9 protein-coding genes are annotated in these 16,868 nt (G+C 39.0%); 4 read left to right on the top strand and 5 right to left on the bottom strand.

All coding sequences use genetic code 11. The annotated features are described in order from the left end of the window. On the bottom strand, window positions 1-5,981 hold a 5,981-nt coding region (locus tag Q0039_RS10215; RefSeq protein WP_297512419.1), incomplete at its 3' end, for a hypothetical protein. 156 nt (window positions 5,982-6,137) lie between these two features. Between Q0039_RS10215 and folE the strand changes: the two genes are divergently transcribed. The 4 genes from folE (at window position 6,138) to lgt (ending at window position 9,535) form a co-directional block, all read left to right on the top strand. Beyond that, complete coding sequence (gene folE, locus Q0039_RS10210; RefSeq protein ID WP_297512416.1) at window positions 6,138-6,809, top strand: GTP cyclohydrolase I FolE; 672 nt, start codon at window positions 6,138-6,140, stop codon at window positions 6,807-6,809. A 3-nt stretch (window positions 6,810-6,812) separates the two neighbouring features. Further along, window positions 6,813-8,297: a cysteine--tRNA ligase gene (cysS, locus tag Q0039_RS10205; RefSeq protein WP_297512412.1), complete on the top strand. Its 1,485-nt coding sequence runs from the start codon at window positions 6,813-6,815 to the stop codon at window positions 8,295-8,297. Then, window positions 8,297-8,545 carry a membrane protein insertion efficiency factor YidD gene (gene yidD, locus Q0039_RS10200; RefSeq protein ID WP_297512409.1) on the top strand — a complete coding sequence of 83 codons (249 nt, stop codon included), beginning with the start codon at window positions 8,297-8,299 and terminating at the stop codon, window positions 8,543-8,545. Before cysS ends, yidD begins: the two co-directional genes overlap by 1 nt. A 63-nt stretch (window positions 8,546-8,608) precedes the next feature. Next, entirely contained in the window at window positions 8,609-9,535 is a 927-nt protein-coding gene (gene lgt, locus Q0039_RS10195) for a prolipoprotein diacylglyceryl transferase (protein ID WP_297512406.1), read from the top strand. 258 nt (window positions 9,536-9,793) lie between these two features. Here lgt and secDF read toward each other — a convergent pair whose 3' ends face one another. The 4 genes from secDF to Q0039_RS10175 all read right to left on the bottom strand — a co-directional run bounded on the left by secDF (window position 9,794) and on the right by Q0039_RS10175 (window position 16,832). Beyond that, the gene (gene secDF, locus Q0039_RS10190) at window positions 9,794-12,826 is read right to left on the bottom strand and encodes a protein translocase subunit SecDF (RefSeq protein WP_297512403.1); all 3,033 of its coding nucleotides are present in this window, start codon (window positions 12,824-12,826) and stop codon (window positions 9,794-9,796) included. A gap of 221 nt (window positions 12,827-13,047) precedes the next feature. Further along, window positions 13,048-13,983, bottom strand: coding sequence for a malate dehydrogenase (locus Q0039_RS10185; protein ID WP_297512400.1), 936 nt, complete (start codon window positions 13,981-13,983; stop codon window positions 13,048-13,050). Between the two features lie 153 nt (window positions 13,984-14,136). After that, the gene (gene gyrB, locus Q0039_RS10180; protein WP_297512397.1) at window positions 14,137-16,077 is read right to left on the bottom strand and encodes a DNA topoisomerase (ATP-hydrolyzing) subunit B; all 1,941 of its coding nucleotides are present in this window, start codon (window positions 16,075-16,077) and stop codon (window positions 14,137-14,139) included. Window positions 16,078-16,382: 305 nt separating this feature from the next. Next, entirely contained in the window at window positions 16,383-16,832 is a 450-nt protein-coding gene (locus Q0039_RS10175) for a hypothetical protein (protein WP_297512394.1), read from the bottom strand. Between the last annotated feature and the right edge of the window lie 36 nt (window positions 16,833-16,868).

The following is a 16,868-nucleotide window of genomic DNA, read 5'->3' as shown; positions in this document are numbered from 1 at the left end:
GTTGAAGCTATTGCACTGTTTATACATACCGTTTGATTTGCCGAAGCAGCAGATGAAGTTAGTACCAATGTCGCAAGTGGTTCAACAGTAATTGTTCCAGTTAATGAAGGAGTACCACATGCACCACCCGAAGTAGTAACGGTATAAGTAAATGGTGAACCCGTCACTGTTGAAGGTGTTCCCGATATCGTAATTGTATTTCCTGTTACAGCATAGGTAACTCCTGCTGGTAAACCCGATAGGGTTGCATTGGTTGCTGAACCAGCAAAAACATACGAAATTGGAGCAATCGTAGCATTCAAACATAAGGTTTGATTAGCTGTCCCCGATGCTGACGTTAAATTTAGCGTAGTATTTGGATTAACGGTGATGGTTCCAGTCAGTATTGGTGCTCCGCAAGTTCCGCCACTTGTTGCTATTGAATAGGTATAGGGCGTAGCTGATGGTGTGGTAGGAGAACCAGAAATGGTAATTGTATTTCCTGAAATTGAAGCGGTTACACCCGTTGGTAATCCCGTAACAGTGGCTCCCGTTGCAGATCCTCCAAAAGTATAGTCAATATTTGTGATTGCTGTGTTTTCACATACTGCTTGACTGGTCAAATTGGCTGGAGAATTTAATACTAATGTTGCACCAACATTTACCGAAATTGTACCAGTTAATGACGGAGAACCACAATTACCTCCATTTGCAGTTACAGTATAATTAAATGGAGACCCAACATTTGTAGTTGGTGAACCAGAAATCGTTAGGGTATTGCCCACAGTATTAAAACTAACTCCAGCGGGTAAACCTGTAACCGTTACTCCAAGAGGCGCCCCTCCAAAAGTGTATACAATATTCGTAAGTGGTGAATTTATACAAAGGGTTTGATTGGTTGTTGCTGTTGGTGATGTCAATGTCAATGATGCAACTGGTTCAATAGTAAGCAATGCGGTTAAAGTTGGTGTTCCACAATTACCTCCAGAAGTTTGTACCGTAATTGTATAAGGAGAGCCAACAATTGAAGTAGGTGTTCCCGAAATCGTAATCGTATTACCAGAAATGGATGAAGTTATACCTGCTGGTAAACCACTTGCTGTAACACTTGTTGCAGAACCTCCAAAAGTATACGAAATAGGGGTTATCGGACTATTGACACAAAGGGTTTGATTATCGGTACCTATAGCAGATGATAAAACTAAGGTAGTTGTTGGATTAACCGTAATTGTTCCGGTTAATGAAGGAGTACCACAATTACCCCCCGTAGTAGTAATGGTATAAATGAAAGGGGAACCAATAGTAGTTGTGGGTGTTCCTGATATTGTCAATGTATTTCCAAATAAATTAAAAGTAACACCTGTAGGCAATCCGGTAACGGTAACACCTGTTGCAGAACCACCAATAGTATATATTATATTTGAAATTGCAGTATTATTACATACGGTTTGATTTGAAGTAGCTACAGCAGAGGTTAATACCAATGTAGCAGCGGGTTGAACCGTAATAACTCCCGACAATGAAGGAGCTCCACAATTTCCACCCGTAGTCGTAACGGTATAATTAAAAGGTGAACCGGTAGTCGTGGTAGGAGAACCCGAAATCGTAACGGTATTCCCACTAATTGATGAAGTCACCCCAGCAGGTAAACCTGTAACAGTAACACCGGTAGCCGAGCCCGCAAAAGTATACGAAATTGCAGTTATCGGTGTATTTGTACAAATTGTTTGATTATCAGTTCCTGTTGCAGAAGCAAAAACAAGAGTTGTTGTTGGATTTACCGTGATTGTACCTGTTAACGAAACCGTACCACAATTACCACCGGTTGTGGTTACCGTATAATTAAATGGTGAGCCCACACTTGTTGCAGGAGTACCCGAAATAGTCAAAGTATTTCCGGTTGTTGATGCGGTTACCCCTGAAGGCAAACCTGTTACCGTAACTCCTGTTGCCGAACCTCCGAAATTGTATGTAATAGAATTTATGGCATTATTTTCACAAACCGTTTGTGATGTTGTAGCGGTTGGAGATGTTAAAACTAATGTTGTAATCGGTTCTACGGAAATGGTTCCCGTTGAAGTAGGTGAACCGCATGAACTTCCTACAACAGATACAGTAAATGTTTGCGGTGAAGCGGTTATAGCAGTAGGTGTGCCCGAAATTGTAATAGTACCTGCTCCTATTGCAGCATTAACACCATTAGGCAAACCTGTAACTGTAGCTGTTGCCAGTGGATCATAGGTATAGGTAATAGGAGTAATTGCATTTCCTAAGCAAAATACCTGATTGGTTGTTGAAGGTAATGACGTTAATGATAATCCATTTGAGGAAGTAACATTTACAATTATTTCTTGATAAGGTCTACAAGTCGATAGTCCAGGGGTTGGATTGGCAATTGCATAAACATAATACGTCCCAGTAACGTTTGGAAAAGAACCAGGACTTCCTAAAATACCTGGATCGTAACTAGCAACACTCGAGGCATTTGGCGTAGCATTCCCTAGAGGTGTACCCCCAATATACATATTTGAACCTACTTGAGGAGTCGTAAAGTAAACATAGGAAATAGAATTTGTACCTACAGCGGTAGTATTTACTGCCAAAGGGTTTACGTCGGCTCCCAAACATAAGGTTTGGGTTACAGATGGATTGGTAATGGTTGGACATAATGCACAATCAATCATCGAGATACTAAACGGCTGAATGCGAACACATCCCGAGAATATATTGTATAAACTCATGTATATAATTTGACTTGTTCCAGAAGTCATCGTGAACGAACTCGGATTTGCAATATTATTGGATGCTAAATTTTGCGCATCGGATTGATTCGTATAATAATAAACTTCATACTCCCCCGACGCGATAAGTGGTCCCAAAACGGGTATTTCATTTTGAGTTAAATCAAAAACATTATTAGGAAGACAATTGGTTATTGAAGGTGCCGGTTCGGTATCGTCAGGGTTAACAAATACAGTAATATTTTCAGTATAAATTCTTGGTCCACCACAAACATTATGTCGAACTTCAGCGGTATACGTAGTTGTGGTTGTTGGACAAACGGGAACAGAGGGAGTTGTACCTATAACCGTAGTACCTTGTAACCAACGAACCGTTGTTAATGAATTACCCGAGGGTGTAAATCGCCATGATTCATTATTAGCAACCCAAGCTCCTGTATTTCTCCCTGGAGGTGTAATCCCTTGTGTACCGTTAGCATTGTGTAATCCTAGAACGGCATTACCACTATTCCAGTTGGCACATACGGATCTACGTTTAACATGAACATCAATGATATTTGTCCCTTCATACAATACCAATTGACTCTCTTGTAAACCTTGAGCAGTTCCACAAGAAAATAGAGGCATACTTTTCACATTTACAATTAATTTACGACAGGGAGCAAGACCATCAACAATATAGTTAATGGAAACTGGCGGGGTTGAAGGCACTGCGGGATTCGTATCCTGCATTGGAAAATAAATAGAATTTCTCCAAAGTGGATTCATAGCTGCACTAGGAATGGCTTGTGTAAAGGCAAAACCACTTCCTGCACCCGTATTACATAAATTGGTTGGATTAACTTGAAATGTTAAAAGAGTATTGGTTCCTACTTGAAATTGGTTATAACACTGCCCATAAAAACTAAACGAAAAAGGCAAGTTAACAGGGTCTGAAAAACGGTCATCTTGCGTACATAGTGCAGTCGCTAAATTTCCTAATGGATTAAGCGGGGCATAAGGAATTGAAGATACCGTATAGGAGGTGGTGTCGTATGCGTTAATATAATTAGCATTAAGTACCGTACAACTCGTATCATTACAAAAGGTTTGATTATTGGTACTCAATGTAATATCATTGATACAACAATTCAAGTCAAAAGAAAATATCCCCGGAGCTGAACTCGCAACACAACCGGTTGCTGTATTTGTAATGGTAACCGAGTAATTTCCTGGAACGGTTGTTGTAAAACTTGCCACGTTACCCGGTGCCGGAACACCAACTGGAACTGTCCATGCATAGGAATAAGTACCGGGATACGTTGGTGTAGCAGTCATTGTTGCAGGCGTATTATCCCCAGAACATTTCACTACATTATTAACCATTACTCCCGGCGGAGGATTAACAGTTATGGTATACGTCTTAACATCATTCGTACATCCATCTAATGAACCGGTAACGGTAATGGTTGTCGTTTGCGGAATTGTCGTACTATTGTTGATTAAAAAAGAATTGATATTCCCCTGACCACTAGCACCAATTGCTATGTTTGGATTGGAATTGGTCCATGTAATTGACGTTCCTGTTTGATTGCTGGTAAATTGTTGTAAAGGTACTGTAACTCCATGGCAATAAACCTGATTGGAAGGAACAGTAATTGACAACGTATTTACAGTAATGGTTACCGATTGGGAAGCATTACAAGTTACGTTGGTTGAAAATGAAATATCATCGATAGCAAAATCATTTCCAGCTGTACTCAAGTTGTTATTGAATAATGCAATTACTGCACTAGTACTCACCCCTGAATTCCAGGTATAAGTTACTTGGGTCCAATTGCCACAAGTTGCTACTGCTGGTGCATTTACTAATCCTTGTGAGACACCGTTGATGAATGTTTGAACAATGGCAGGACTACTCGCTACTACACTTTGAATCCAATAGGAAAAGGTATAGGTTTGCCCTGGTTGAACAGGAATAGTTTGGGTCCAAAGACGATCATTTCCACCATTTAAATTAGAACCATCAAATAGCATCATGGAACCAGTACCTGTAGTATGATCTGGACAGGTTGAAAAGGTAGGGAACCATGTCGACGGATTGGAAACAATACCATACATTCCTTGAGCACCCGCAGCATTGGAAGCAACATAAGTGTAATCTGTATTAAATCCTAGATTACCTAATGAAAAATCACCATTATATACTAAATTTCGAGTAACGTTTGCCGAAGCTGTTACCGTGTAAGTCGTTGTAGTTGTAGGTGCTACAACAGGGGTAGCACTCGTTGGAGTTGTCAAAGAGGCATCTGCAGGTGTTGCAGTCCATGAATATGAAAGTCCGCCATTTGCAGATAAGGTAGCTGTACTGCCCGTACAAATTGTAGTGTTTGGCGAAACTGTCAATGGATTGGCAGCCGGAGCTAAAACTACGTTATTTTGAGATACCGTATTTCCGGCGGTATCGGTAACACTAACGGTATAAGTACCAACCGGAATGTTCGTAAATACGCCAGTTGTCGAATTTTGATTTACAGATCCCGAAATCGTGTAATTGGTATAAGGAGCCGTTCCTCCTGAACCGTAAACAGTAATAGATCCAGTAGCTGGAGTAGCACAATACGGACTTACCGCAGAAAATAAAACCGCAAGTGGTTTGGGTGGTGGCAAAAGAGCTAAATCATCTACAGCGAAATCATTACCAACAAAACTTGTATTAAAATTTCGTAATTCAATATTGACACAAGCATTGGTTGGTGTAAATGTATAGGTGCGCTGCTCCCACCCTGCTGTTGTTAAAGGAGCTAATGTAGATGCAGGTGAAGTCAACACATTTGCATTGTTAAACACTACACGAATATCGGCCTGAGTAGCGGGTCCGGTAACATTGGTAGAAATAGAACGCACCCAATACCGAAAGGTATATGTTGCACCAACGGTTAACCCACAAATACCTCCTCCACTATTACCTGCCTTCCAAAAACTAGGATTTCCACCATCTGAACTTCCATCAAACAACATCATTTTACCTGTTCCCGATGTATGATCGCCCGAAGTAATAAAATTGGTTGTATTGTAGGGTTGCGGATTTACGCCAAAACTATAGTCACCTGCAGCAGTTGTACCTGTTGGACTCGCTACAAAATTATATCCTGTCCCGTTTATGTTGAAACCAACTCCAACCCCTCCCGATTCAAAATCACCGTTAGCCAACAAGTTTTGAGCCTGTAAAGTAGTAGCAAACAACAGAATAAACAGCAGTTTTAGCGTAAAATTTTTCATTCACTTATAAATTTAAAGCGCTAAAAATAATTAAATTTAAAGTAACATTTTCTTAAAATGCGTAAAATTTATTTTTGAAAGAGTTTCTGCAGCTTCTTTATCTTTTATAATTATCTTTGAAGTTTGAAAATAGCGAAATAACTTTATTACGTATTCATGATTTCTGAGGACAATTTACATGACGAAATGGGCAATAATCATATTGCAACCAACGAAAATACACCCTTACGTGCCGATGCTTTTGAACTAACGGATGAGCAAAAAATTGAACGTATAAAAAAGGATGTAGAAAACATCTTATGCACATTGGGAATGGACCTCGCTGATGACAGTTTAAAAGGCACGCCCAACCGTGTTGCCAAAATGTTTGTTAAAGAAATTTTTGGAGGGTTAAATCCCAACAAAAAACCAAGTTCCTCCACATTTGAAAATAAATACAAATACAACGAAATGTTGGTCGAAAAAAACATTACGGTTTATTCTACCTGCGAACACCACCTCCTCCCTATTGTGGGACGGGCTCATGTTGCCTACATCTCCAAAGGAAATGTGGTTGGCCTCTCAAAAATGAACCGAATTGTGGATTATTTTGCAAAACGACCTCAAGTACAAGAACGGTTAACAATTCAAATTGTACGTGAATTGCAAAATGTATTGCAAACAGAGGATGTTGCTTGTATTATCGATGCCAAACATCTTTGTGTAAACTCGAGAGGGATACGCGATATTGAAAGCAGTACGGTTACCGCAGAATTTGGCGGTAAATTCAAAAATGATTCGGTTCGCAATGAATTTTTAGAATATATAAAACTCGATACGCGTTTTTAATTTATGAATGCATTATATCAAAACCATACGATTACAATTTACAATTCCCTTTCGGGTGCAAAAGAAACCTTTCAATCCATTACTCCTGGAAAAATAGGCATGTATGTATGTGGACCAACCGTTTACAGCAACGTTCATATGGGGAATTTACGCACCTTTATGAGTTTTGATATGATCTACCGATACCTCACCCATTTGGGTTACCACGTTCGTTATGTACGCAACATTACCGATGCAGGCCATTTAACCGATGATGGAAATATAGACAATGACCGGTTTGTAAAGCAATCCCGTTTGGAAAAATTGGAACCGATGGAAATTGTTCAAAAATATACGGTTGATTTTCATCGGGTTTTGGATATATTCAATTTTTTACCGCCAAGTATCGAACCTACCGCTACGGGGCATATATTAGAACAAATTGAATTAACCCAAAAGCTAATCGATAAAGGCTTAGCTTATGTAAGCAACGGATCGGTTTATTTTGATGTATTAGAATATAATAACCGTGGACTTAATTATGGCGCGTTAAGCAATCGAAATGTAGAAGAATTATTGGCAAATACACGGGAACTTGACGGTCAGAATGAAAAGAAAAACCCGCAAGACTTTGCCTTGTGGAAAAATGCCTCACCCGCCCATATTATGCGTTGGAACTCTCCATGGGGTGAAGGATTTCCTGGCTGGCATCTCGAATGTACCGCTATGAGTACTAAATATTTGGGTGAAAACTTTGATATTCACGGCGGTGGCTTGGATCTAAAATTTCCACACCACGAATGTGAAGTTGCTCAGGGTAAAGGTTGCAATGATAAAAATCCCGTCAACTACTGGATGCATGCCAACATGCTTACGATGAACGGCTTACGAATGAGTAAATCGACTGGCAATTTTATCTTACCTATGGAATTAATAGAAGGTAAAAATGATTTTTTTGAAAAAGCATTCGAGCCTTCGGTTGTTCGTTTTTGTTTCCTCCAAGCACATTACCGCAGTGTATTAGACATTTCGAATGACGCTCTTATGGCTAGTGAAAAAGGATACCAACGAATGATGGAAGGATTAGCTATTGCAAGCCAACTTCAAGGATCTCCGCAATCAACATTGAATATTCAAAACTGGAAAAAACAATGTTATGACGCAATGAATGACGATTTTAACACCCCTATTCTCATTGCACAATTATTTGAAGGAATTCGTTATGCTAATTTGGTTAATGATAAGAAAGCGTCGTTAACTGCAGCGGATTGTGTCGAACTTTCAAACACATTGCAGACCTTTTTATTTGAGGTTTTAGGCTTAGAAAACACTAAACTAACGGCTGTAAATTCTGAAAAACTAAGTGGTGTTGTAGAAATGCTCATTGAAATGCGAAATTCGGCGCGCGCGAATAAAAATTGGGCGTTATCCGATGAAATCAGAGATCGTTTACAAGATTTAGGAATCCAATTAAAAGACGGAAAAGAAGGAACATCATATCTACTGTAATGCGATTTAAAAAAATAATTGCGGCACCACTACTTGGAATTATTCGCTTCTATCAAGTTGCTATTTCCCCTTTTACGCCTTCTACTTGTCGTTTTCACCCCACTTGTTCCTCCTACTTTATTGAGGCCGTAACCCTTCATGGTGTTTGGAAAGGGAGCTATTTAGGTTGTAAACGAATTTTTTCATGCCATCCGTGGGGAAAAAGTGGTTACGACCCAGTTCCTCCTAAGATTAAAAAAAAGTGCTAACGCAATTTTAATTTCGCCCCAAAAAATAAATGTCTATTTTTGAAATGAATAAATACCCCTATTATGATTTGGAATCCCGCTGAAGGTTTTCACCTTGGTCCTTTAAACATTAGAATTTATAGCTTAATGTTTGTGATTGCATTCGCACTCGGATGGTATATAATGAAAAAAATATTTGATCATGAAAAAGAGTCCATCGATAAATTAGATACTCTTTTTATTTGGACCGTTTTAGCAACTCTTTTGGGCGCACGATTGGGGCACGTATTTTTTTATCAATGGGATTATTTTCGAAACCATCCTGCAGAAATTTTATTGCCTTTCCAGTTTGATCCAGAATTTCAGTTTACTGGATTTGCAGGTTTAGCGAGTCATGGAGCGGCTTTTGCCATCATTATTACGATGTATTTTTACAGTAAAAAAGTGATCAATCGACCCCTGCTTTGGGTATTGGATCGAGTTGTAATTCCTGTTGCTTGTGGGGCCATTTTTGTACGTATTGGAAATTTCTTTAATTCCGAAATTGTAGGCAAAATAACTACTGCAGATAGTCCCTTTGCCATGCGGTTCATTCGAGAGGCTTATCCCGCACAAGTAATTATTGAAAAAACAGGTATTACTAATCCTGATATGGCCTATGATGCATTGGTTAATAATCCTCAATTTTCTAGCCTTTTAGCTGCTGTACCTTACCGTTATCCCGCACAACTTTATGAGGCATTTTGTTATGTTTTTGTATTCTTTATCCTACTCTATTTATATTGGAAAACCAATGTATCTGAAAAACATGGATTACTTTTTGGGGTTTTCCTCATACTTTTATGGAGTGTTCGTTTTGTAGTTGAATTCATTAAAGAAGAACAAGGGGGTATTGAAGAGTTTTTCGGTCAGTTTTCAACCGGTCAATGGTTGAGTATTCCTTTCATTTTGGTCGGACTCTATTACCTTTTTATGGCCGAAAAGCCTTTACCTGAAGATATTGATGTTTAATTGAATATCGTTTAACTTGAAAGCCTCCCTCCTATGGAGGTTTTTTTATACCTACGCTTTACAAAAACTCATGAGTCAACTTCACGTAGCAAAAGCTAATATTTCATTTAAAATCTAGTTCCTCTAGCCTATAAGACTAGTAGTGCACATTCAATCAAAATGAACATTTTTTAGAATAAATAAAAAAATCTATACTAAACCAATCCCCATAAAAAAAGCCGTTCAACAGGGAACGGCTTATTATTTTTTGTATCTAAATTATTGTTGATCCGTAAAGTGACGTTTTTCGATTTCATCAATATCACTTTGTTTCATCGTATCTACCAATACAGGAGTTGCAATAAATAATGATGAGTAGGTACCGATGATGATACCAATTAACATCGCAAAAATGAACCCTCGAATTGACTCTCCACCAAAAATAAACATAATCAATAATACCATGATCATCGTTAACGAAGTATTCAAGGTACGCGATAAAGTAGTATTAATAGAAGCATTTACAACATCTTTAAAGTGACCTTTGCGATTACCTGCAAGGAATTCACGTATACGGTCAAATACAATTACGGTATCATTCATAGAATAACCAATCACGGTCAAAATAGCTGCGATAAAATGCTGATCCATTTCCATATGGAAAGGCGCATACTTATAACCTAATGAATAAACACCCAATACAAAGATCACATCGTGAACTACCGCTGCTAAAGCACCCAATGAGTATTGCCATTTACGGAACGAAATAATCAAGTAAAGTCCAACAATCAACATTGCACCAATAACAGCCCAAAAGGAATTGGTTTTGATGTCGGCTGATATCGCTGCCCCCACTTTGGAAGCTTGCAATACCCCAACTTTTTTACCATCGTAGGTATTGATAAATTGATCATAGGTCGTTCCTGGATAATACTTGCCTAAAACCTTGAATAGTTTTTCATTTACTTCTCTATCCGTATCGGTTGACTCTTCTTTAATTTTATACTTGGTCGTGATTTTCAATTGATCCTCATCACCAAATACCTTTGCTTCAACGGTAGTACCAAATTCTTTAGTTAACTCCTCAGCAACAATTGATGCCTCTACAGGTTTTTCAAATTTTACTTGGAAAGTACGACCTCCAACAAAATCTACACCTTCATCCAAACCATTAAAATAGAACGACACACAGCTTACAATTACAACTAAAGTAGAGAAGATATACGAGTACTTTTTGATTCCAATAAAGTCGAAGTTAAAGCCCGTAAACCAGTTCTTAGTTAAATTGGTTGTAAACGCTAATTTTTTATTTGCATCGACATCTTTATCGATAAAAATACGTGCAATGAATATAGAAGTAAATAGCGATGTGAAAATACCAATCAATAAGGTAGTCGCAAAACCTTGAATGGGTCCGGTACCAAAAATAAATAAGATCGCTCCAGTTAATACGTGCGTAACGTTTGCATCAATGATTGAACGCATCGCTCCTTTCCATCCATAGGATGTTTTTACGGCATCTGCCAGCGACTTTCCATCACGTAATTCTTCTTTTGCACGCTCATAAATAATAATGTTCGCGTCTACTGCTGTTCCTAAGGTTAATACAATACCAGCAATACCAGGTAAGGTTAAAACAGCTCCTAAACTAGCTAAAATACCAAATAAGAATAATAAGTTTACAAATAAAGCAATGTTTGCATACAAACCTGCTCTACCATAATAGAACATCATCCATAAACATACCAATACCAAACCAACGATAGAAGAAGTAGTACCTGCATCAATTGCTTTTTGTCCTAAGGACGGACCTACCACTTCTGACTGCACAATTTCTGCTGCAGCTGGCAATTTACCTGCACGCAATACATTGGCTAAGTCTTTGGTTTCGGCTACATCAAAATTACCCGAAATTTCTGAACGACCGCCAGCAATTGGACCCGAAGAAACACCCGGAGCAGAATACACTACATTATCCAATACTATCGCGATGAATCCTTTATCGGTATATGCTTTACCAGTTAATTCTTCCCAAGTTTTAGCTCCTTGACCGTTCATTTGCATCGAAACCGCTGGCTTACCCAATTGGTCAAAAGTATCTCTTGCGTCAATAATCACACCACCACTCAAAGGAGCTACATTGTCTTTGTTCCCTTTTAAAGCATACAACTCAAAAGTTTGCGACTCTTGTTTAGTTTTAGCATCTACAGCTACATTCGCTTTACTCCAAACAAATTTTGCAAAACGTTTATCGGCTGGTAATAAATTACGAATTTCAGCACGGCGAAGGTATTCACCCACTTTAGCGGTATCTTTTGATGCTACGGTACCTAATACTGGTCCGCCACCAATGGTTAACTTGCTTTTTAATGGACCTAAATCTGAAGTGTTTTTAGCAACCGAATCTTTCGACTTGTTACCCAACATTGCTTTAATCGAATCGTTTACACCTGTTTTTTCAACAGGTTCCGCAACAACCTCAGACGTTTTCAACGCTTGATTAGCTGTTTCCAAGAAAATACTCATTTCATCAGCGCGGTAGGTTTCCCAAAACTCCAATTGTGCAGTAGATTGTAACAATTTTTTGATACGATCGACATCTTTCGCACCTGGTAATTCAACCAAAATACGTCCTGTCTGTCCTAATTTTGCAATATTTGGTTGGGTTACCCCAAATTTATCAATACGCTTACGCAATACACCAAACGCAGAATCAACTGATTCATCTACTTTACGACGGATCACCTTTTTTACTTGGTCATCGGTCATCTTGAAGTTAATTTCGTCAGATAAGTTCTTGTTGGCAAAAACATCGGGAGAGGCTAATTTTGTACTTGTCCCTGCAGCTGCCTCGTCAAAAGCACGAAAGAAAGCATCTAAATACGATTCATTCCCTTTTTGAATTTTTGCAGCATTATCCAAAGCTTTGTTGAAAACAGCATTTTTAGAATCGCTAGACAACCCTTTTAATACGTCTTTCACTGAGATTTGAAGAATCACGTTGATCCCTCCTTCTAAGTCCAAACCTTTGTTGATTTGCTTGTTGCTTACATCTTCATAGTTGTAGTCGGCAAAACCAAGACTAAAAACTTCAACTTTTTTCAAAGAATCCAGGTATTGTACTTCCAATTCATTTAATTCTGGAAGTGGCTGACCAGGAGCAGCTTTTTTCTTGATTTCAGCCAATTTTTGCTCGGCAAATGCCTTGGCGTCTTTCTTAATCCCATTCGCTACAAAAGTGAATGAAAGCTGGTAAATACTTACCAAAGCAAATAAAATTGCAAAAAACTTAACGAGTCCCTTATTCTGCATTACTACTAAAAATTAATTAATTTTTGTTCTCTCTTCACCAAAAACAACCGCCGTAGTCTAACGAGTTGATTTTCAGAAAAAACCAACACCCTATCCTTTGGACAGAATTTTTGAAACGTGCAAATATAAAATTAACCGAATGATTAACAAATTATTTAGCCACTTATTATTAAAAAAAAGACCGCAAAAAAGCGGTCTTTCATAATTTTATTTCAAAGGAATCATCCTAAAATCGTCTTTAAATCGCCATTCATCGCACGAACTGCATCCGCACTTTTCGCGAACAAGGCTTTTTCAGCGTCGTTTAAATGAATATCAACTATTTGCTCAATTCCATTTTTACCAATGATACAAGGCACACCCATACAAATGTCGTCTTGCCCGTATTCACCTTCTAAAAGTACCGAACAAGGTATCATTTTCTTTTGGTCGTTTAGAATAGCATCCACCAAATACGCTACCGAAGCGCCCGGCGCATACCAAGCAGAAGTTCCTAGCAATCCGGTTAAGGTAGCACCACCAACCATTGTATCCGCAGCTACTTTGGCCAACGCATCTTCTGCTAAGAATTGGGAAACTGGAACCCCATTGTAGGAAGCCAATCGCGTCAACGGAATCATCGTCGTATCGCCATGACCGCCAATAACCATTCCTTGAATATCATTCGCCGGTTTGTCCATGGCTTGTGATAAATAATATTTAAAACGTGAACTATCCAACGCGCCACCCATACCAATGATGCGGTTTTTCGGTAAACCCGTTGCTTTCAACGTTAAATAGGTCATCGTATCCATCGGATTCGAAACCACAACGATAATTGCATTGGGAGAATGGGCCAATAAATTTTCAGCCACACCTTTCACAATGCTGGCATTAATACCAATCAATTCCTCACGCGTCATCCCTGGTTTTCTCGGAATTCCCGAAGTAATCACCACTACATCACTGCCTGCCGTTTTGGTATAATCATTCGTACTTCCTACTACTTTGGTATTGAAACCTAAAGTGGTTTGGGTCTGCATAATATCCATTGCCTTTCCTTCGGCAAAGCCATCTTTAATGTCTACCACTACAATTTCACTGGCAATTCTTCGGTGAGCAATAGCGTCCACGCATGTAGCGCCTACGTTTCCTGCTCCTACTATCGTAACTTTCATTGTTTAATGTAATTAATAAGTTTGTACTTTTTTATTTATTATTTGAAGCTATTCCCGTTGTACGTTTCAATCTTTTTTGTTTTACGCTAACCGGATAAAACAAAAAAGGATTTCCACTCCCACCGGGGCTAGGACATCCTTTTTCAATTTTCGTTAGGCATCAATTTTAGCGTATACTGCATTTTTCTCGATGAAGTCGCGGCGCGGTGGCACCTCATCACCCATCAACATCGAGAAGATGCGATCGGCTTCGGTGAGGTTATCAATCGTCACCTGACGCAAGGTACGTATATTAGGATCCATCGTAGTTTCCCACAACTGCTCTGCATTCATTTCTCCCAAACCTTTATAACGCTGTACACTAGTACCACCGCCCATTTGTTGCGAGATCAAATCGCGTTGGTCGTCGTTCCAAGCATATTCTTTTTTGGTTCCTTTTTTTACCATATACAACGGTGGTGAAGCAATATATACGTGACCCGCCTCAATCAACTCACGCATGAATCGGAAGAAGAACGTTAAAATCAACGTCGAGATATGGCTACCGTCTACGTCGGCATCGGTCATGATAATTACTTTGTGGTAACGCAATTTTTCCAAGTTCAATGCTTTACTATCTTCTTCGGTACCAATCGTAATTCCCAAAGCGGTAAAGATGTTGCGAATCTCTTCGTTTTCAAAAACTTTATGGTGCATCGCTTTTTCCACATTCAAAATCTTACCGCGTAACGGTAAAATCGCTTGGAAGTTACGGTCACGACCTTGTTTGGCCGTTCCACCCGCAGAGTCTCCCTCCACCAAGTAAATCTCACATTTTGCAGGGTCTTGTTCGGAACAGTCGGATAGTTTCCCCGGTAATCCGCCACCGCCTAAAACGGTTTTGCGTTGCACCATCTCACGAGCTTTTTTTGCCGCATGACGCGCTTGTGCTGCTAAGATTACTTTTTGTACAATCGTACGGGCATCATTCGGATTTTCTTCCAAATAATTCTCTAACATTTCCGAAACCGCTTGCGATACGGGAGATACTACTTCACGGTTACCTAATTTAGTCTTGGTTTGACCCTCAAATTGAGGCTCAGCAACTTTAACCGAAATAATGGCGGTCAATCCTTCACGGAAGTCGTCTCCTGAAATCTCAAATTTCAATTTGTCCAACATCCCCGAAGCATCGGCATATTTTTTCAACGTACGCGTTAATCCCATACGGAATCCTTGCAGGTGTGTTCCACCCTCGTGCGTATTGATATTATTGACATACGAAAAGATATTCTCCGAGTAGCTATCGTTATACACCAAGGCTACCTCAACTGGAATCTCACCTTTATCGTTTTCCATATTGATGACACTTGCAATAATCGGCATACGATTGCCATCCAAGAATTTAACAAACTCTTTCAACCCTTCTTTCGAATGGAAGGTTTCGGCTACAGGGTTGCCTTTATCATCGGTATGACGCATATCGGTCAGGGTAATCGAAATCCCTTTGTTCAAAAACGACAACTCACGCATACGCGCCGCCAATGTATCATAAGAATACTCTAACGTCTGGGTAAAAATCGTTCCATCGGGCTTAAAGGATACCGTAGTTCCGCGATTGTCCGTAGTACCGATTTGTTTTACCGGATACATTGCCTTTCCGCGTTCGTATTCTTGTTCCCATACTTTTCCATCACGGTAAACCGTAGCGCGCAAATGATCCGAAAGAGCATTTACACAAGAAACCCCAACGCCATGAAGACCTCCAGAAACTTTATAAGAATCTTTGTCAAACTTACCTCCGGCTCCAATTTTGGTCATTACTACCTCAAGTGCAGAAACGCCCTCTTTTTTATGAAGATCAACCGGAATACCACGACCATTGTCTTCAACAGTGATCGAATTATCAGTATTTATGGTTACGCGAATCGTGTCACAGTGACCTGCCAACGCCTCATCAATGGAATTATCAACAACTTCATAAACCAAATGGTGTAAACCACGCACTCCGGTATCTCCAATATACATGGACGGACGCATCCGAACGTGCTCCATTCCCTCTAACGCCTGAATACTATCGGCGGAATACGCGTTCTTTTTAACTTCTTCGCTCATAAAAAAATCTCGAATTTTGTAGATAACGCAAATATAAAAAATCAAAGGCGATTTTAAAGGGATTTAAAGCGTTTTATAGATGAAGTTATCAACATTTATATTTAATATCCAATTTTCGTTTTAAACTTAAAATAAAGACTAAAAAAAGGCTATTTTTAATCCTATTACTAAACCTTTGATTTTAAAGTATCTAATTTAAGAATCAAAAATTCACAACTAAAAACCGTATCACTCATACCATTCAAGTCTTTTAATTTAATGATAAAATAGTAAAAAAAAGGACCAACCTTACCTCTATTTTAAAATTAAATTAGATGATTTATTTTGTATTGAGTTCCATTTACTACTACTTCAAAATTCACCTCTTTTCCCATAAGCGCACTTCCTAAGGGCGCATGGGGTGAAACCGCAATAATTGTTTTATCTTCTAAAGTTATTTTTGGCAAAGCAGCTGCAATAAATAACCAAAGTTCATTTACTTGTACCAGAGCTCCCAAGGCTACTTTGGTCAAATTCTGCGAGGTATCTATACGATCAATTAGTGCTTTTTGGTCTAGTACTTCTTGCAACTTAGCATTGAGTTTTTCTTGTTCCAAATGCATCATAGCCAATGCGGTTTCATGTTTGTCACCAGCTGAACCTTTGGCATCGGTTTGTGCACCTAACGTAAGTTGCTCCAGCATATCCTTTAATACATCGATACGATCTTGTAAGAGTTGTTGGTAACGTTTTTTAATTTCGTTTTTGCTGTTCATATAAAAAAACCTGTACGCTTGAGCCTACAGGTTGGT

The organism is Flavobacterium sp. (genome assembly GCF_027484945.1).
GTDB lineage: Bacteria > Bacteroidota > Bacteroidia > Flavobacteriales > Flavobacteriaceae > Flavobacterium.
Note: the sequence above shows the minus strand (reverse complement) of the source record. Positions and strands in the feature narration are given on the sequence as shown.